The sequence below is a fragment of the Gottfriedia sp. S16(2024) genome, from assembly GCF_050473765.1.
GTDB lineage: Bacteria > Bacillota > Bacilli > Bacillales > Bacillaceae_G > Gottfriedia.
Genome location: NZ_JBFLUO010000001.1, coordinates 1,597,278 through 1,615,745, shown reverse-complemented (window position 1 = coordinate 1,615,745; position 18,468 = coordinate 1,597,278). Strand labels below are relative to the sequence as shown.

Here is an 18,468-nt window from a genome sequence, read left to right as displayed (position 1 = left end):
CATTATTTTTCCTCCTTTAATCGCTCACGAACGGTATGAACATCTTTATCGCCTCTGCCAGATAAACAAATGACTAAATTTTCATCTTTCTTCATCGTTGCTGCTAGCTTGATTGCATATGCTACTGCATGTGCGCTTTCTAATGCTGGAATTATTCCTTCTAATCTTGCTAATAATTGGAATGCTTCAAGTGCTTCTTCATCTGTGATTGATTCATATTTTACTCGTTCAACATCTTTCAAATAACAATGCTCAGGACCTACCCCTGGGTAGTCAAGCCCTGCAGAAATTGAATGGGCTTCTTGTATTTGACCATCTTCATCTTGAAGTAAATACATTAATGCACCGTGTAATACACCTGGTACACCTTTAGTTAAAGATGCTGCTTGCTTATCTGTATTGATTCCATGACCAGCCGCTTCTACTCCAAATAACTTTACACTTTCATCCGTTATAAATGGATGGAACATACCAATTGCATTACTTCCTCCGCCAATACAAGCTACTACTGCATCAGGAAGTTTACCGTTCTTCGCTAAAAATTGTTGTCTTGTTTCTTTTCCGATTACACTTTGGAAATCTCGTACCATCATAGGGAAAGGATGTGGCCCCATTACTGAACCTAATAAATAGTGAGTGTCATCTACATTTGCAACCCAGTAACGAAGGGCTTCATTTACTGCATCCTTTAATGTCGCACTTCCTGATTCGACACTAATCACTTTTGCGCCTAGTAATTCCATTCGGAAAACGTTCAGTTCTTGTCTTCGAACATCCTCGGCACCCATGAAAATAACACATTCTAAATTTAAAAGGGCACAAACTGTTGCAGTTGCTACGCCATGTTGTCCCGCCCCTGTTTCAGCAACGATTTTTCGTTTACCCATTCGAATCGCAAGCAATGCCTGACCAATCGCGTTATTAATTTTGTGAGCACCTGTATGATTTAAGTCCTCACGTTTTAAATAAATATTAGCTCCGTTTGCATGCTTAGTTAAATTTTCGGCGAAATAAAGTGGTGTTTGGCGGCCTACATAATCCTTTGACAATCTTTCAATTTCCTCATTAAATGCTGGATCATCTTTAATTTTTGAATAAGCTTCTTCTAATTCAGTTATGGCTTGAACAAGCGTTTCAGGTATATATTTCCCTCCATACATACCGAAATGGCCTTTTACATCTGGAAGTGTATACGTAGACATTTAAATTCCTCCTAATTTTACTTTTTTAATAAACATTTTTATTTTTTCTTCATCTTTTTTCCCGTTCGTTTCAACTCCACTACTTACATCAACCATTTTTGGTTTTACGACGCTACTAGCAGGTATTACATTCTCAATCGTCAATCCACCGGCTAAAATCAAGTTATCTATTTTTTTTGAACCCATAAGGTCCCAGTTAAATGTTGTTCCATTTCCACCACGATATTTTCCACTCGGGCTATCTACTAAAATATAATCACAATCATATTCTGCGATTTTTTCAACGTCCTTTTCCGATTGAACTCGTAATGCTTTGATTACTGGAAAGGATAATGAACGACAAAATTCTGGCGTTTCATCTCCATGTAACTGAAGATGTGTTAAACCAACTTCCTGGTAGATGGATTCTAATGTTTCCTTTGTTTCATTTACAAAAACGCCAATCTTCAATACCGAATCTGGCAGTGATTCGATGATCTTTTTTGCCTCAGTAATTTCAATACGACGTTTACTTTCTGCAAATACAAATCCAATTGCATCAGCTCCAGCATTTATTGCACTTTGAGCTGTTTTTAAATCGGTGATGCCACAAATTTTCACTTTCACTGCTTAGCCTCCTTTAGAATAGGAACCATAAGCTCTCTCATGTTGGATGATAAATCATTACTCCTCATTAATGCCTCTCCAACCAAAATTCCATTTGCTCCAGCATTTCTTACTCGTTTTGCATCATACTCATTGAAAATGCCACTTTCACTAATAATGAAACCCCCAGTTGCTTGAATAAGTGGTGCTAGACTTTCTGTTACTCCTAGGTTCACTTCAAAGGTTTTTAAGTTTCGGTTATTGATGCCATATAGTCGGGGGCCAATTTTTAGTGCTTTTTCTAAATCTTCCTCGTCATGTACTTCCATCAATACTTCAAGATTTTGCTGTTTAGCATATTGATATAAATGATTTAGTTTTGTATAAGGTAATGCAGCAGCAATGAGTAAAATAATGTTTGCTCCATGCTCTTTTGCGATATCTATTTGAACTGGATCAATAATAAAATCCTTGCATAATATCGGAATATTAACGGAATCACGTACGATTTTCAGATCTTTAAAGGAACCTTTGAAGAAAGTTGTATCTGTTAAAACAGATATTGCGGCTGCTCCATTTTCTTCGTATTTCTTTGCTTGTTCTGCGGGATTAAGATTTGTATTAATATCCCCTTTTGATGGTGACGCTCGTTTAAACTCCGCAATGATCGATAAATGGTCTGCAGCTTTTAACTTTTCAATTAATGATAAATTCTTTTTTTGATCCGCTATTTTCCGACTAATCGCTCTTAAACTTTTGATTTCGATTTGTTTTTGAGAAATAATACGATCTAAAATGGTTTCCATTTATATAACCTCTCTTTTCAGTTTGCTAGTTTTTTCGACTAGTTTTTGTAATTTCTCATAAGCTGCGCCAGAATCAATGCTCTCTTCAGCCTTCTTAATACCATCTGTTATTTGATTGACAATACCTGAAGTATAGATTGCTAAACCAGCATTTAATAAAACCGTATCTCTAAAAGCTCCTTTTTCTCCTTTTAATACTCGAAGAAGAATATCTGCATTCCTTTTTGCATCTCCACCTTTGATTTCTGTATTTGGGTAATAAGTTAATCCAACTTCTTCCGGATGAAGGGTCATCTTTTTCAGCTCATTATTTTCTAGTAGGACGATATGATTTTCACCAGCTAACGATGCTTCATCTAAATGACCTGCACCGTTTAATACAATCGCTCGTTTACGTCCTAATTTATTTAGCACTTCAGCAAATACTTCTAAATAATCTCTTCTGTAAATTCCTAATAGTTGGGTCTCTAATTCAACTGGATTTGTTAAAGGTCCAATTAAGTTAAAAATGGTCGGAATTTGCAATTCACGTCTAACCTTCATAACTTTTTTCAATCTTGGATGAACATATGGTGCAAATAAAAAGGTAATTCCTATTTCGTCTATAAGCTCCTCGGAAGCTTGTGTTGGAATCGATAGCTCCACACCTAACTGCTCTAATACATCAGCGCTACCTGTTTTGCTGGACATGCTACGATTTCCATGTTTCGCAATTGGAATTCCACTTCCCGCAATAACAAATGCCGAAGTTGTACTCACATTAAAGCTCGATGAGTTATCTCCACCCGTCCCGCAATTATCAATGACATTATGAAACTTCCTAGTAAATCCTACCGTATGATTTCGAATTGCGTTTACTAGTCCTGCGATTTCGTTTACTGTTTCACCTTTTGTTTTTAAAGCAACTAAAAATGCTGCGATTTCACTATCTGATATTTGATCATCCTGTAGAATCCGACCGACAGCTACTTGCATTTCTTCTGCTGTAAACGACTCTCGATTAGCTAAGCGTTGAAGGTACTCTTTCATCTTTTAATTCCTCCTTTATTTCATTTAAAAAGTTTAATAAAAGCTGTTTTCCCAATTCTGTTCCAATAGATTCCGGATGAAATTGCATACCGTAAATTGGATATTTTCGGTGTTTAATAGCCATAATTTCTTGATCGTCCATAGCAAATGCTAAAATTTCAAATAATGGCGGTATCGTTTCCTTTTCAATTACCAGCGAATGGTATCGCATAACTTCTAACGGTTGGGACATGTAGGCAAATAAATTGCTACCATCATGCCTAATTTTGGATGTTTTTCCATGTTTGATTTGTCTAGCTTTACTAATTTTTGCGCCGAATGCATAACCGATTGCTTGATGCCCTAAGCAAATGCCTAGTATTGGGACAGTCTTATGAAAAGTTTCAATTAGTTCAATCGTTTCCTGCTTCTCTTCGGGCTTACCTGGTCCCGGAGAAAGAATAATTGCCTTTGGATTTATTTCTTTTATTTCATCAATTGAAATTTTGTCATATCTAGCGATTTTCATTTCTTCGCCAAGCTCTCCTAAAAATTGATAAAGATTGTAAGTAAAAGAATCATAGTGATCAATTATTAAAATCATGATTTTCCTCCAAAAAAGCTTTTAGTTTATTAATGGTTTCTTCATATTCGTGTTCGGGTTTGCTGTCATAAACAATACCTGCTCCTGCTTGAATATAGGCCATTTGATTTTTTATAATCATCGTTCGAATAGCTAATGCAAAATCAAGATTTCCATTAACGGATACATAACCGACTGCACCGGAGTATACCCCTCGCTTTGAACGCTCTAATTCATTAATGATTTCCATTGCTCTAATCTTAGGTGCACCAGAAACGGTTCCAGCTGGTAAGCAAGCAATAAGAGCATCAAGTGAAGTATGTGGTTTTTTTATTTCCCCACTAACTTCTGAAACGATATGCATTACATATTTATATCTCTCAACGTTCATATATTTTTCTAATTTGATTGTTCCAAACTCGCAAACTTTGCCCAGATCATTTCTTCCTAAATCAACAAGCATTTTATGTTCGGCAAGCTCCTTCTCATCCTGTAATAAATCCCTTTCAATTTTTAAGTCTTGTTCATCTGTTTCCCCTCTTCGTTTCGTACCAGCAATTGGATTCGTTATGACCTGATTACCTTTAACTTTTATTAAGCTTTCAGGGGAAGTACCAGCAACAACGCTATCACCAAAATCGATATAATACATATATGGTGAAGGGTTTTGGATTCGTAATTTTCGATAATAGTCAAATGGATTTCCTTCAAATTTTGCTCCCATTCGATGAGATAGAACGACTTGAAAAATATCTCCTTTTTGAATAAATGACTTTGCCTTTTCTACTTTGGACATGTAGTCAGCTTTACTAACTTCAGACTCGAAAGTAGAAAATACAACTGGCTTTACTTCCTCCTCTTGATTTGAGTTAGCTACAATTACTTGCTTATACTTCTGAATTTCGCTCTTCAAATCTTCTAATGTTGTTTCATCGGAAAGCTTTGTTCCAACCAAATGAATTTTCTGTTCCAAATGATCAAATACAATAATGACTTCAAAAAACATTAAATGGAGATCTGGCATTCCAATCACGTCTTCCAACTCATCACCAATTTCTTCAAATTGGCGAATCATATCGTACCCAACATATCCAATTCCTCCGCCAATGAAAGGAAGTTCAAGTGCTTCCAAGTAATCCTGCTTTGGTATTAGCTCTTTCAGTTTTAAAAGAGGATTTCCAATAAACTCTTCTTTTTGACCGTTGTTATGGATGATTTGGCCACCTTGATTCGTTCCAATTAATTCAAAAGCAGGTTTTGAACCGACAAATGAATAACGACCAGAATCTTGATGCTTAAACGAACTTTCAAATAAAAACTTTTTGCTATCGGTCAATTTCTTAAATAATGAAATCGGTGTAAACAAATCCCCCATTATCGTTTCAATGATTATTTCTGCTTTGTTTTGTACTGACAATTTGTTCGACCTCCAGGAATTTAATGATGAGTATAAAAAAAGTCCCCTATACGCACAAAGATTGTGCATATAGAGGACGATTAGTTGCTACCGCGGTACCACCTCAGATTGGATCAGATTTAACTGAATCCCACTTTTCGGATACGAGAATTAGTTGCATATAATTCCGATACCCTATCCTTTTAACGGTGGAAATCCGTGCATCCCTACTTTACTGTTCAAGATGCCTCTCGTAAGCCCATTCGATAAAGGTTCCTGTATTAGACTCCCACCATTGTCTAACTCTCTGTGACATTCACCAATATTTACTCTTCTTACTCATCGATTTATGTTTATATAATTTAAAAGAAATACAAAAAGGGCCCCCCGTCTTAAAAAGGACGAGAGACCCGTGGTGCCACCTTCATTAGCTGATTAACAGCTCGCTTTGTCGGTATCCAATCAACTTTTCATTGAATACCCGTCTTTTGTAACGAGAAGACTACTCGCCAAAGCCTACTACTTATTTAAGGTTCGGTTTGAATGCTCAGAAGTCCATTCGCGATTACTTTCACACTGATTCGCACCAACCATCAGCTCTCTTTAGTTTCCGTAATCGTTACTACTCTTCGTCAACGCAAAGTAAATATGGATGTTTATTTAAATTAATTGTCCTTATATTATTATGCAAAAAATAAAAAGTCAACAAGTTTATTTCTACAAGATTCGATTTTTTAACTTTTTAGAAAACTAATATCATACGTTTTTATTAATCGCATACACAACCTAATTTTGGAAAGAATAAACCTAATTAGACCTTCCATCAAAGAGGTATCAACATGAGAACTAATACAACAACAATGAAGTCAAATAAAGAAGAAGTTTTATCAAATAATCTTAAAAATAATATTGAAATGATTCAAGAATATTTAAGTCATACAGAAGATTTGGTTGTTAAGATTATCCATAAAAACACTCAAATTTTTGCTATTTTGTTTCTTGAATCGATGATAAAAATTGAGGCACTTCAATCATTTATTATTGAACCTATTTTAAGAGAAACAAAGGATGAAACAGGCAATATTGTCAAATCATATGAGATTAAAAACTCAACAAATATCTCAGAATTAGGAGATAGTTTATTAGACGGATTTTGTCTTATTTTAGAAGAAAATAATTCATTCGGAACTCTAGCAGCAGCCCCAGATGATAAAGGACGAGCAATTCAAGAACCCGCTAATGAACAAAATATTAATGGTGCTCATGATGGTTTTGTCGAAAGTATAAATACAAATATACAATTACTAAGAAAACGAATCCGTACACCCGAGCTAAAAGTTAAATATTTTACGATTGGTAAGATTACGAATACTAGAGTTGCTATGGTTTATATCGATTCAATTGCAAATCAAAAACTTGTTGAGGTCATAGAAGAAAGAATTTCAGGTGTTGAGTTAGACAGTCTTCAATCAACGGGGCATTTAGAAGAGTTAATTGAGGATAATACTTTTTCACCATTTCCACAAGTATTAAATACAGAAAGACCAGACCGGGCTGTATCCTATCTTTTGGATGGAAAAATAAATTTACTTGTAGATGGGAATCCTACCGTATCAATTGTACCAATAACCTTTTTTGCTTTTTATCAAGCTCCTGATGATTATACTCATAGATGGCTGATTGGATCGTTTTTTCGAATTATAAGAGTTTTTAGCTTTATTATTGCAATCTGTCTACCTGCAATCTATATCGCGATTGTATCTTTCCATTCTGAAATACTACCAATCGGAATTCTTTATTCAATTAGAGTCTCTTTAGAGTTTGTACCATTTCTTCCTCTTGCAGAGGCATTTATGATGCAAATCATATTGGAGCTGTTGAAAGAAGCAGCTATTAGACTACCATCTCCTATCGCTCAAACAATTGGAATAGTAGGTGGATTAGTAATTGGTACGGCTATTGTTGAAGCGCATTTAGTATCAAATACGATGATTGTTGTGATTGGTTTTACAGCGATTGCATCATTTGTAGCCCCGGTCAGTGAAATGGGAACTAGTATGAGATTATTAGGATTCCCAACTATGATTATGGCGTCGGTACTAGGTTTTTTTGGGATTACTTTATCATTAATGTTAATCTTTATGCACATGTGTAAATTAAAATCTTTTGGTATGCCGTACTTTTCACCAATGGCACCTTTTAGAAAGGAAGATATTAAGGATACATTTATGAGACTTCCTATATGGAAACAAAATACAAGACCAACTGATGCACTTCCCCAAAAACTTGAACGGCAAAGAATGTTTAGGGTGTGGAAGAAAAAATGATAACGAATAGTAATTCGATTTCTAAATTACAGCTTTATTTTTTTATTGTCCAAAGTCAAATAGGTATTGGATTACTCTCCTTGCCAAATGTGGTTGAAAGTACAGCTAAAGGTGATGGCTGGATTTCCACGCTAGTAGCAGGATTAGCAGTTCAAATTACAATATTCATCTACTGGCTATTACTAAGAAAATATCCAAATGAAATCTATACGGAAATAACAAAAAAAATTTTAGGTAAATATGTGGGGAAGTTATGTAATTTATTTATCTATATTTATTTTATTATGATTGGAAGTTTGGCTTGTATTCTTTTTATAAGAACCATAAATCTCTGGTTACTCCCGCTTACTCCTATGTGGGTATTATCGCTTATTATTGTTTTATCGAGTATTTATTTAACAATTAGCGACTTAAGAATCATTTCAAGATTTTTTGTTATATCTTCCGTCTTAATTATCTTACTGTTTTTTCTTTCCTTTTTTACCTTTTATTTACCAAAAGAAGTTCGCTTTATTCTACCAGTTGGACATTCTGGTGTGAAAAATATACTACTGGGAAGCCATAAATCATTACTCTCAATGTTAGGATTTGAAAGCCTTTTACTAATATTTCCTTTTATTCTTGATTCAGAAAAAGGAATTTTTAAAACTGCGAGTTTTGCCAATATTACGGTGACACTATTCTATACATATTTCACCATCCTTTGTCTATTAAGCTTTAGTCCAACACAGCTTTTGCAAATTCGGGAACCTGTTTTATATCTATTTAAAGTACTTTCATTTGAAATGATCGACCGTTTAGATTTGATTTTTTTATCAGTCTGGATCGTGCCTATGACAACATCGGTAATAATTTACATGTTTTTATCAGCGAAAAGTATTAGCAATGAAAATTCATTCAAAAAAATTGTTATATTAAATGGAATCCTTATTTTTATCATTACAATTTTGCCAATCGGTGAAGAACAACTAGCTCTTTTTAACAAATATGTAACTTATTTGAGTTATGTAATAGTATTTGGGCTTCCGTTCATTCTCTTTTGCCTATCCTTCATCATCTCTAAGACTGAAAGGAGTGAGCAATTATAAGAAAATCCTTCTTAATCACCTTATGTTTGTTTACCTTTTTTTTAGCTAGTTGTTGGGATCAGAATCTATTAGTAGATAAAAAAATGGTGAATGGGATCAGTTTGGACTTAGACAAAGACAATACTATATTAGCCACAGTTAGAGCATTAAATATCGAAAATAAAGGTGGCGGCCAATTTGAAGTGAAAGACGAACTTGTCAAAATAAAGAATTCTAATGTAGCTGGAATGGCAATTGATATTAATAATAAACTACCTGGTCAAATTGATGTAAGTAAAGCTCATATTATCTTAATTGGAAGTGAACTTGCAAAAAAAGGAATTTACCCTTTTTTAGAGGTTTTTTATCGACCTAGGCAAGCCTCCCCTTCTACTAGAATTGTTATTGCAGAAGATAAAGCATCTGACATTATTTCACTCGATCCTGGAACTAGTCCAATTGCATTCGAAATCTTAAAAGGATTAGAAGCTGCTGAAGAAACGACAAAAATTCCGAAAGAGACTGTTTTTTCAGCTTGGAATCAGATTACTGATGAGGGTCGTGATATGGTTTTACCTTATGTAAAAAAAGATGAGAATGATAAAATTACAATTGGTGGAATAGACTTATTTGATGGGGATCGGTTCTCAGGAATTAGTTTGCCTGATGAAAAGGGAAGCCTGTTATTATTGATGATGGACCAAATAACTAAGTATAGTGAAATGGCTATAAATTTAGGGAAAAATCGTTCAATCTCATTTAGGGCAAAAGATATTAAGAGGAATTTAGATTTAAAAATAGATAAAAAAACGTCAAAAATTACTTGTAAACTAAATCTAAATCTTGATTTAACAATTACTAGCTACTCGGGTAAGGTGGGAGAAAAACTTAACAAGGACAAGTTAAATAAAGAAATTTCACAATTCCTTACTAAACAGGCAAATGAAATCACTAATTCATTGCTAGAAGCTAATTGTGATGCATTTGGGATTGGAAGAAGAATTTCAAGCTCTCATCAAACTTTATGGAAAAAATTAAATTGGAAGAAAGATTATAAGGATGTTAAGTTCAAAACTTCCGTTAAGGCAAAAATTGATCGAACTGGACCTGTTTTTTAATGGATAATATTTATAATAGATTAATTTCTTGAGCAACATAATGTAAGGATTTGAAATCAATCTGTTTTTAGGAGGAATCATACTTTGAGACTAGGTAAAAAAAATGATACATTCTTTGAAATGCTCTTAAATATCGCAAATAATGTAAATGAATGTTCGATTTATTTTGATGACTTTAAAATAAAAAATGCTACTGATTTAAAAACATTCTCTGCAGAAATGAAGGCTTATGAAACAAAAGGTGATACATATATTCATCAAATTATTGTTGAATTAAACAAAACATTTATTACACCAATTGAACGTGAAGATATACTAGAACTTGCTAATAAAATGGATGATGTACTAGATGGAATGGAGCAATGTTCAGCAACATTCGAAATGTACTCCATCGTTCAAATCGATGAATTCATGGTGAAGTTTGTTAAAAATATCCGTAGTGCTGCAAACGAAATTTTAAAAGCAATTCAATTACTTTCAAGGAAGAAATTATTAGAAATGCGCGTACATGCAATCCAAGTAAAGGATTATGAGTCACAATGTGATGCGTTATTACGCACTTCCATTAAAGAGTTATTTAAAAATGAAAAAGATCCAATCAAAATAATTCAGTTCAAAGAGATTTATGAAATGTTAGAATCTGTTTCTGATAGTGCACAAGATGTAGCAAATACACTTGAACAGATTATTATGGGTAATGCGTAATTAAATTGTTACTAAAAAATACAGCCTGTTGACTGTATTTTTTTATTTTTCTTCCAATAGTTTTATTGCAAGTTTTCTAATGATCGATCTTGGAATGAATCGAACAGATTGCGCTAAAATTTTATTCTTAATACCTGTAATAACAATGGTTTTCTTCTTACTAACTGCCTCATAAGTCAACTTCGCAACTTTTTTGGGGGTCATAATTTTACCTTTAAATAGCTTTGAATTATTTCCACCGGATGAATTTATAATTCCCGTTTTAGTTGGTCCTGGGCAAACAGCTGTTACAGTAACTCCTGTATGTCTTAATTCCTCTGAAAGAGCTTCACTAAATGATAGTACGTAAGCCTTTGAAGCTGCATAGACGGACATTTTTGGCCCTGGTTGAAAAGCTGAAGTAGATGCAATATTAATAATTTGACCTGACTTTTTTTGAAGCATATTTGGTAGGAAGTATTTTACTAACGCTGTTAAAGTAACAATATTTAGCTGAATCATCTTTAATTCTTTATTTAAATCAGTCCGACCAAAGTCTCCGTATAGAGCAACTCCAGCATTATTTACTAGAATATCAATCTCCAGTTGTGACTTTGAAACTTGATCAAAAATGGACTTAGCAGAAATTACTTTAGAAAGGTCTTCAGCAATAACCATTACTTTTATATTGAATTGCTTCATCAATGAATTAGCCATTTCTTCTAATTTAATTTTATTCCTAGCTACTAAAACTAAGTTGAAATGATCTTTTGCAAATAATTTAGTTAACTCGTAGCCTATTCCTTCCGTTGGTCCGGTAATTAATACTGTTTTACCCTTTTGTTTTTTGAAAGTCATTATGATTATCCTTTATCTTTTTATCGTAAGAACACTTTGTTTTACTATATGTTCAACTAAATAAAAAAAGGATTCCTACTTTATTTCTCGTAATATTTCTTCACTAACTCAATAAATAGTTCCATCGATTTCATTTGAAGTTCGATTTTATCTGTGATAATTGAAAAATTCCGTTGAATCGGTGTCCCCTCTACTTTAAGGTAATCAATGGTATTTAACTGCTTTTCTTTTTTTATTGCTAGTTCAGAAAGATAGGTAATTCCCATACCAGCTTCTACAGCCTCTTTAATTAATTGTGTACTACCAAATTCAATTATGTTTTTAGGACGTATCTTTAATAATTCAAATAATCGTTCAGTCGCTTCCCTTGTTCCAGATCCTTCTTCCCTAACAATCCATGTTTCATTTTCAATTTGATTCAATGTCACAGCTTCAATAGCATAAATTTCGCTTTTAGTTCCAGCAATAATATACATTTCATCATTTGCAAAAGGTTGCATATTTAAATTTGTATGCGTCGCTTCTCCCTCAACTATACCAATATCAATTTGATAACTAAGTGCAGCCTGAACAATTTCTCGAGTATTCCCTATTTGCACCGATGGGATGACATTCGGGAAAAGTCTCTTCATTTCCGCTAAAATTTGCGGTAATACATATTCACCAAATGTATAACTTGCACCTATTTTAAGATGACCACTAGCCTCATTCATCAGATCATTCACAAGTGTCGACATACGTTTGTATAAACTAGTTATTTCCTTTGCATGCAAATAAACGATTTCTCCAGCTTTCGTTAACTGAACATACTTATTCGTTCTAATCAAAAGCTTTGCACCGATATGCTTCTCAAGTAATTGAATTTGCTGACTAACGGATGGTTGAGTCATATGTAACTCCTCAGCCGCTCTTGAAAAGTTTCTTTTTTCAGCGACCGCCATAAAAACTAAAAGAATTTGATCCATTTTCTATCTCCTAGTATCAGATTTACTTATTATCAATATTAACATCATTTATTTTTCTTATAATAAGAAATTTGATAAAACAGGTAAATAAAAAAGACTGATTCAAAATGAATCAGTCTCACGCTGTTGAAAAACAACCTTGTCAATTAACTTACCAAATTTTCGTAAAGAAGTAGAGTGATGTTGATTTCCACTACAGGATGCTCGCTTTCCATGGGGCGAGACCTGAGCCTCCTCGGCAAGCCTGCGGGGTCTCAGCCTTCCCGCATATCCCATAGGAGTCGAGCACCCCTCCGTTCCAATCAACTTATTCATTAAAAAAAGTCTGCAATAAAACCTAAACAAATAGCCTTTACTAAGAGTATCCTAACAGATGTTTATTAATCAGTTTGTAGATCAATAAGAATCGAACATTAATTAATAAACAAATCAAATGAAATTGTTTTTCTAAAAATTAGTTCATAATATTTTTAACTTCTGAAAAAACCCTCATTAGTGTTATTGGAATCATAAAATTCCTCAAACATATTAAAATTAAAACCAGTAATAGATAGATCATCCAACAATGATAATTTCATTATTAATAAATGTTTATTTAATGTCCGCTTTCTCTATTGACCGTTTTATATTTCAACACTCTTAGACTGATTCAAAATGAATCAGTCTTCTTTGATGACTTAACTTTTCGTATGAAATTAATTGCTAAGTATGCTAAAACCATAAAGACAAGATAGATTATTGCATAAAACCAGTACTCTTTATTGGTAAGTTTATTACTTAGAAGACTTAAAATGAAGAATGTTGTCAATGAACCTAATAATAGCCCAATTAATGATTTTAACTTCATTACAATGCACTCCCATTAAAGTAATTATAAGTACTTTATAGAAACCTTTTTACAGTCTATATAGTTCATTATTGGTAAGAATATTCCATTCTAACCTTTTTAAAGTGCAAAAATTAAGCTCTTTCTAAACGATCACTCCTATAAAAAAGGACTGATTGCAAACACTTGTCAACAATCTGATTCTCTATTACTAGATTGAACTCCGACATCAATTAGATCACTTATAAACTCTCTAATATTTCCTACTAGGACACCGCCATGTCCAGTACACATTACACTACTATCAAACTGATTTACTTTTTTTAGTCCACCTAGAAAATGATCTAAGTGTTCTGTTGAGACTCCGCCATCTCTCAAATATTTTACCCACTCATTTCTAAGGTCATCTCCTTTAGAGACCAAACCATCCTTTGATAATGGATCACCGAAGAAACATAAGAAATCACCCGTAAAAACTATTTTTGATGGACGATGGTAAAAAACGACCGAACCTGGAGTATGGTACCCTACTAAATCATGCTCAAACTCCTTTATTACTTCAAAAGCTTCAAGGTCATTACTAAACTGAGTTAATTCAAGTGAATCAATCAAATCATTATCATTTGAATGGATAAATTTCTTAGCATTTTTAAAAATACTAGAACCTTCAATATGGTCCTTATGTCCATGTGTAGCTAAAAAGAGTTGGACGTCTTCTGGTGTTTTCCCCAATTCAACTAGAGCTTTCCTAAGATACTTAGAGTGGATCCCTTTTCCTGAATCAATGAGAGTAACTCCATTATCTTGAATTATAAAATAGCAATTATTATATGACTTCCATTCGGTATCCCATATCGCTAAAGCATATATGTTATCTACTACACGTTCAAAAGAAACCTCCACGTCTTCACCTCCAGAATAGATAGCATTCCATGATTAACTAAAAATCGGTCTGAAATACCTACATTATAGTGTTCTATATTTAAGACTAATAACCTTTTATCAATATATTATCTAGTCATAATGTATAAATAGCATGAAAGATTTATTAGAATTAATAGGTCTTATCCGCTATATCAAAAATACATAAGACATAAATTTAACTTTTCAGAAAAAAATAGTTTAGAAAATTAATATGCTATAATCTTTCTAATTTTATAAATATAGTCCTGGAAGGAGCGTATAATGTGGAAAAAGAAGTAAATTTAAAGAAAAATATTGGCTTTTTCGTATCAACGTCTTTAGTAATCGGTACAGTAATTGGTTCTGGAATCTTTATGAAACCTGGGATCGTGCTGTCTTCAACTGCTAACTCCACTATGGCTCTTTTAGCCTGGATTATCGGTGGCGTTATTACACTAGCAAGTGGATTAACGATCGCTGAAGTAAGTGTAAAAATCCCGAGAACTGGTGGATTATATGCATACATAGAAGAGGTTTATGGTGAGAAGTGGGGATTTTTATGCGGTTGGGTACAAACCCTTGTCTACGGACCAGCTGTTATGGGTGCTCTTAGTCTTTATTTTGGTTCTTTATTGGCAGATTTTTTCGGTTTTCAGGGAAGTAGCAAAGTTATTGGTATTATCACGATTATATTACTTGGTGGTCTAAACATACTAGGCACTCAGCTTGGTGGATTGATTCAAACAATCTCAACTGCTGGAAAACTAGTTCCTATTATTTTAATTGCTGTTTTTGGTATTCTTCAAGGGGACGTATCAGTTTTTAATGCAGAGAGTGGTAGTTCTACTCAAGCACTTAGTATGGGCGCAGCAGTATTAGCGACTTTATGGGCATATGACGGTTGGATGAATGTAGGCTTTATGGCAGGAGAAATGAAGAATCCTTCAAAGACTCTTCCTAGAGCAATTATTTCTGGTATTGTGATTGTTATTTTAGCTTATCTTTCTGTTAATATCGCAATGCTACATGTTTTATCTGCAAGTAAAATTGTTGAATTAGGTCCTAATGCAGCTACAGCAGCAGCTTCTTCACTATTTGGTAATATTGGCGGAAAAATTCTTGCCATCGGAATTTTAGTTTCTATTTTTGGCTGTTTAAATGGAAAAATTCTTACATTCCCGAGGGTTACATTTGCAATGGCAAAACGAAACTTCCTACCTGGTTCAAAAGTATTATCTAGTATTCATCCTAAATTTAATACACCAGTAGGCTCAACTGTTTTTCAAATTGTTTTAGCATTAGCAATGATGATATTTTGGAATCCTGATCGACTTTCTGATATGGCTATATTTGCAGTCTTCTTATTTTATGGACTAGCATTTAATGCAATCTTCATATTACGTAAAAAAGATAAAGGTGGAAAGAAATTATATAAAGTGCCTTTATATCCGATCACTCCGATTGTGGCAATTATAGGTACACTTTACATCGTTGGTAGTACGATTATAAATGCACCAATAGATGCACTTGTATCAATTGGTATTGCAATTATTGGTTTGCCTGTTTATTGGAAACTAAAGTCGACTAATAGATTCGATGAAAAATATAAAGCAAGTTGATAGATAGGTATGAATCAAGGTTTATAAAAAGCAGGTAAAAGATTTCAATATCTTTTACCTGCTTTTTCTGTTCACTATTACTTATGTGCAAAAAATACTAATTGAACTAGGAATAATACTGCAAATAAATAAACAAATGGGTGCACATCTTTAAATTTACGTTTTACGATTTTCATTATTGGGTAAGAAATGAAGCCTAAAGCAATACCGTTTGCAATGCTTGATGTTAATGGCATAGTAACGATGACTAAAAATGCCGGGAATGCTTCTTCAAAATCATCCCATTTAATCTCCGAAATACTCTTTATCATAAAACAGCCAACAATAATTAAGCTTGGCGCCGTAATTGCGGCCACTTCTGATACAGAACCAATCATTGGGCTAAAAAATGCTGCGATTACAAATAAAACCACAACAGTTAATGACGTTAAACCAGTTTTTCCACCAGCACCAACACCAGCAGAGGATTCTACTGTTGCTGCAGTCGGGCTTGTTCCTAACATTGCACCAACAATTGTTCCAATTGAATCAGCAGAGAATGCACTTCCACCCTTTTTTAACTTACCATTTTTGATAAGACCTGCTTGTTTAACGATTGCTAGTAAAGCGCCTGTTGTATCGAATAACATGACGAGTAAGAATGAAAAAATTACACTATAAAGTCCATATTCAATAATGTCTTTGATGGAATCAATTGGGTTGTATACTAAAATTCCTTTTGGTAAATGAGGCATCGCAACAAAACCATTTGCAAAATTTAACTGACCTGTAAAATATGCAATTAAACCTGTCGTAATCATCCCTAGAAATAATGCGCCATTTAAGTTAAGTGCCATAAATACAATTGTTATTAATAAACCGATCAATGTAAGTGCGACCTTAGGAGAACTAAAATCACCAATTTGAACTAGATTAGTAGGATGATCTGCGACAATACCTGATAAACGTAAACCAATAAAAGTAATAAACAAACCAATTCCAGCAGCGATTGCATGCTTTAAGTTAGCAGGAATGGCTTGTATTAATTTTGTTCGGAAGGATGTTAAAGAAAGTAGTAAAAATAAAATTCCGGTAATAAAAACAGCAGAAAAACCGACTGAATAAGGAAGATTATGTCCTCCAATTACAGAATAAGTAAAATAGGCATTTAATCCCATTGCAGGTGCAATAACGATTGGATAATTTGCTATTAATGACATTGTTAAAGTACCAATAATCGTCGCTAAAATAGTAGCTAAAAATGCCTGGTTAAACGGTACACCTGCATCCTTTAAAATCATAGGGTTGACAATAATGATGTACGCCAAAGTTAAAAATGTAGTTAAACCAGCTAATACTTCAATTTTAACTGAAGTATTTCGTTCTTTAAGTTGAAACATGTGATGACTCCTTTATTATATTAAAATAAAAAAAACTGCCCGCTTTTCATGAGAAAAAGCAGGCAGTTTTACAATGTAAAGAAAACAAAAATCCAGAGCTCTTCCTCATAGTCTAGCAGTTTACGGGCGCTAGGTAGAAACTCTTGAACCTTATTTTCAAGTTTATATGAGAAAATATTAATATATTTTTTCTATCATACGACCTGACCTACAGTCTGTCAATAAAAAACATTTTTGTTATATAATTTAGAAAATAATACAAAGAATGTGGATAAAATAGTAGTAAACAACAATTATTTAAAAGTACTTTTTAGTAATAGTCGAATGGTATTCTCATTAAAAAGCTATCTATGTTATTCTGAAAGTATAATTTAGAATTTAAGGAGTTGTTTAACATTCGTTTAAATAAATTTATTAGTGAGTCTGGAAAGGCTTCGAGACGTGGAGCTGACAAATTAATTAGTGAAGGTAGAGTAAAATTAAATGGTAGAGTAGCCAAAGTCGGTGACCAAGTTGAACCTGGCGATGAGGTAATTGTAAATGGTGAACATATTAGATTAGCTCGAAACCATGTTTATATAGCCTTAAACAAGCCAGTTGGTATAACGAGTACAACTGAAAAAGGTGTTAAAGGCAATATTGTTGATCTCGTAAACCACCCATTACGTATCTTTAATATTGGAAGACTTGATAAAGACTCTGAGGGTTTGATTCTCCTTACAAATGATGGAGATATTGTAAATGAAATTTTACGAGCTGAAAATAGGCATGAAAAAGAATATATTGTATCAGTAGATAAACCAATAACTCCTGACTTTTTAACCAAAATGTCTGAAGGGGTAAAAATATTAGGTACAAAAACATTACCATGTGAGGTAAAACAGCTTTCAAAATTTGATTTCCAAATCATTTTAACACAAGGCTTAAACCGTCAAATTCGTCGCATGTGTGAGGCACTTGGATATGAAGTATACCGATTGCAAAGAACTCGAATTATGAATATTAATCTAGGCAATCTACCAATGGGTCAATGGAGAGACTTATCTAAGAAAGAAAAAACTCAGTTGTTTAGAGAATTAAATTATGAACCAAATGAATGGTGAATTTAAAAAAGACTGATTCAATTTAATTGAATTAGTCTT

General features: G+C 33.5%; 17 protein-coding genes, 1 riboswitch and 2 other annotated features. Of the genes, 6 read left to right on the top strand and 11 right to left on the bottom strand.

What is annotated here, in order from left to right:
* Positions 1 to 2 precede the first annotated feature (2 nt).
* From trpB to trpE, 6 genes are read right to left on the bottom strand one after another with little or no spacing between them, the layout of a single operon-like run.
* Complete coding sequence (gene trpB / locus AB1282_RS07555) at positions 3 to 1,202, bottom strand: tryptophan synthase subunit beta (protein ID WP_056469614.1); 1,200 nt, start codon at positions 1,200 to 1,202, stop codon at positions 3 to 5.
* Entirely contained in the window at positions 1,203 to 1,808 is a 606-nt protein-coding gene (locus tag AB1282_RS07550) for a phosphoribosylanthranilate isomerase (RefSeq protein ID WP_429898812.1), read from the bottom strand. It abuts the gene before it with no gap.
* Entirely contained in the window at positions 1,805 to 2,593 is a 789-nt protein-coding gene (trpC, locus tag AB1282_RS07545) for an indole-3-glycerol phosphate synthase TrpC (protein ID WP_429898811.1), read from the bottom strand. The genes AB1282_RS07550 and trpC overlap by 4 nt, the downstream gene beginning before the upstream one ends.
* Positions 2,594 to 3,622: an anthranilate phosphoribosyltransferase gene (gene trpD / locus AB1282_RS07540; protein WP_056469610.1), complete on the bottom strand. Its 1,029-nt coding sequence runs from the start codon at positions 3,620 to 3,622 to the stop codon at positions 2,594 to 2,596.
* Positions 3,594 to 4,205: an anthranilate synthase component II gene (locus tag AB1282_RS07535; protein ID WP_056469607.1), complete on the bottom strand. Its 612-nt coding sequence runs from the start codon at positions 4,203 to 4,205 to the stop codon at positions 3,594 to 3,596. The genes trpD and AB1282_RS07535 overlap by 29 nt, the downstream gene beginning before the upstream one ends.
* The gene (gene trpE, locus AB1282_RS07530; protein ID WP_056469971.1) at positions 4,189 to 5,559 is read right to left on the bottom strand and encodes an anthranilate synthase component I; all 1,371 of its coding nucleotides are present in this window, start codon (positions 5,557 to 5,559) and stop codon (positions 4,189 to 4,191) included. The genes AB1282_RS07535 and trpE overlap by 17 nt, the downstream gene beginning before the upstream one ends.
* A gap of 111 nt (positions 5,560 to 5,670) precedes the next feature.
* Positions 5,671 to 5,932 (bottom strand) — a binding site (T-box leader).
* A gap of 42 nt (positions 5,933 to 5,974) precedes the next feature.
* Positions 5,975 to 6,225: a binding site (T-box leader), on the bottom strand.
* A gap of 194 nt (positions 6,226 to 6,419) precedes the next feature.
* Here trpE and AB1282_RS07525 point away from each other — a divergent pair.
* The 4 genes from AB1282_RS07525 (at position 6,420) to AB1282_RS07510 (ending at position 10,797) form a co-directional block, all read left to right on the top strand.
* Entirely contained in the window at positions 6,420 to 7,907 is a 1,488-nt protein-coding gene (locus tag AB1282_RS07525; RefSeq protein WP_056469604.1) for a spore germination protein, read from the top strand.
* Positions 7,904 to 8,995, top strand: coding sequence for a GerAB/ArcD/ProY family transporter (locus AB1282_RS07520; protein WP_056469601.1), 1,092 nt, complete (start codon positions 7,904 to 7,906; stop codon positions 8,993 to 8,995). Before AB1282_RS07525 ends, AB1282_RS07520 begins: the two co-directional genes overlap by 4 nt.
* Positions 8,989 to 10,092 (top strand): Ger(x)C family spore germination protein, encoded by a 1,104-nt coding sequence (locus AB1282_RS07515; RefSeq protein WP_429901079.1) that lies wholly within the window; start codon positions 8,989 to 8,991, stop codon positions 10,090 to 10,092. The genes AB1282_RS07520 and AB1282_RS07515 overlap by 7 nt, the downstream gene beginning before the upstream one ends.
* Before the next feature lie 84 nt (positions 10,093 to 10,176).
* A complete protein-coding gene (locus AB1282_RS07510; protein ID WP_156339646.1) occupies positions 10,177 to 10,797 on the top strand; it encodes a DUF47 domain-containing protein in 621 nt (206 codons plus the stop codon).
* A gap of 42 nt (positions 10,798 to 10,839) precedes the next feature.
* On the opposite strand, the gene AB1282_RS07505 is transcribed toward AB1282_RS07510, so the two are convergent.
* The 4 genes from AB1282_RS07505 to AB1282_RS07490 form a co-directional block, all read right to left on the bottom strand.
* Positions 10,840 to 11,634 carry an SDR family NAD(P)-dependent oxidoreductase gene (locus AB1282_RS07505; protein ID WP_429898810.1) on the bottom strand — a complete coding sequence of 265 codons (795 nt, stop codon included), beginning with the start codon at positions 11,632 to 11,634 and terminating at the stop codon, positions 10,840 to 10,842.
* An 80-nt stretch (positions 11,635 to 11,714) separates the two neighbouring features.
* Positions 11,715 to 12,599, bottom strand: a complete 885-nt coding sequence (locus AB1282_RS07500; protein ID WP_429898809.1) for a LysR family transcriptional regulator — start codon at positions 12,597 to 12,599, stop codon at positions 11,715 to 11,717.
* Positions 12,600 to 13,248: 649 nt separating this feature from the next.
* Positions 13,249 to 13,446 (bottom strand): hypothetical protein, encoded by a 198-nt coding sequence (locus AB1282_RS07495; protein ID WP_056469593.1) that lies wholly within the window; start codon positions 13,444 to 13,446, stop codon positions 13,249 to 13,251.
* Between the two features lie 168 nt (positions 13,447 to 13,614).
* A complete protein-coding gene (locus AB1282_RS07490; RefSeq protein WP_429898808.1) occupies positions 13,615 to 14,328 on the bottom strand; it encodes an MBL fold metallo-hydrolase in 714 nt (237 codons plus the stop codon).
* Between the two features lie 284 nt (positions 14,329 to 14,612).
* Here AB1282_RS07490 and AB1282_RS07485 point away from each other — a divergent pair, with 284 nt between their 5' ends.
* On the top strand, positions 14,613 to 15,947 hold the full coding sequence (locus tag AB1282_RS07485; protein WP_429898807.1) for an APC family permease: 1,335 nt from the start codon (positions 14,613 to 14,615) through the stop codon (positions 15,945 to 15,947).
* A gap of 77 nt (positions 15,948 to 16,024) precedes the next feature.
* On the opposite strand, the gene AB1282_RS07480 is transcribed toward AB1282_RS07485, so the two are convergent.
* The gene (locus tag AB1282_RS07480) at positions 16,025 to 17,326 is read right to left on the bottom strand and encodes an NCS2 family permease (protein ID WP_429898806.1); all 1,302 of its coding nucleotides are present in this window, start codon (positions 17,324 to 17,326) and stop codon (positions 16,025 to 16,027) included.
* An 88-nt stretch (positions 17,327 to 17,414) separates the two neighbouring features.
* Positions 17,415 to 17,516: riboswitch (purine riboswitch) on the bottom strand.
* Between the two features lie 196 nt (positions 17,517 to 17,712).
* Here AB1282_RS07480 and rluF point away from each other — a divergent pair.
* A complete protein-coding gene (rluF, locus tag AB1282_RS07475; protein ID WP_172795404.1) occupies positions 17,713 to 18,429 on the top strand; it encodes a 23S rRNA pseudouridine(2604) synthase RluF in 717 nt (238 codons plus the stop codon).
* Positions 18,430 to 18,468 lie beyond the last annotated feature (39 nt).

What these genes read in the sequence shown, in the direction of transcription:
- trpB (WP_056469614.1), bottom strand. Translation starts at nt 1,202, where the DNA reads ATGTCTACGTATACACTTCCAGATGTAAAAGGCCATTTCGGTATGTAT.
- trpC (WP_429898811.1), bottom strand. Translation starts at nt 2,593, where the DNA reads ATGGAAACCATTTTAGATCGTATTATTTCTCAAAAACAAATCGAAATC.
- trpD (WP_056469610.1), bottom strand. Translation starts at nt 3,622, where the DNA reads ATGAAAGAGTACCTTCAACGCTTAGCTAATCGAGAGTCGTTTACAGCA.
- AB1282_RS07535 (WP_056469607.1), bottom strand. Translation starts at nt 4,205, where the DNA reads ATGATTTTAATAATTGATCACTATGATTCTTTTACTTACAATCTTTAT.
- trpE (WP_056469971.1), bottom strand. Translation starts at nt 5,559, where the DNA reads ATGGGGGATTTGTTTACACCGATTTCATTATTTAAGAAATTGACCGAT.
- AB1282_RS07525 (WP_056469604.1), top strand. Translation starts at nt 6,420, where the DNA reads ATGAGAACTAATACAACAACAATGAAGTCAAATAAAGAAGAAGTTTTA.
- AB1282_RS07520 (WP_056469601.1), top strand. Translation starts at nt 7,904, where the DNA reads ATGATAACGAATAGTAATTCGATTTCTAAATTACAGCTTTATTTTTTT.
- AB1282_RS07505 (WP_429898810.1), bottom strand. Translation starts at nt 11,634, where the DNA reads ATGACTTTCAAAAAACAAAAGGGTAAAACAGTATTAATTACCGGACCA.
- AB1282_RS07500 (WP_429898809.1), bottom strand. Translation starts at nt 12,599, where the DNA reads ATGGATCAAATTCTTTTAGTTTTTATGGCGGTCGCTGAAAAAAGAAAC.
- AB1282_RS07495 (WP_056469593.1), bottom strand. Translation starts at nt 13,446, where the DNA reads ATGAAGTTAAAATCATTAATTGGGCTATTATTAGGTTCATTGACAACA.
- AB1282_RS07480 (WP_429898806.1), bottom strand. Translation starts at nt 17,326, where the DNA reads ATGTTTCAACTTAAAGAACGAAATACTTCAGTTAAAATTGAAGTATTA.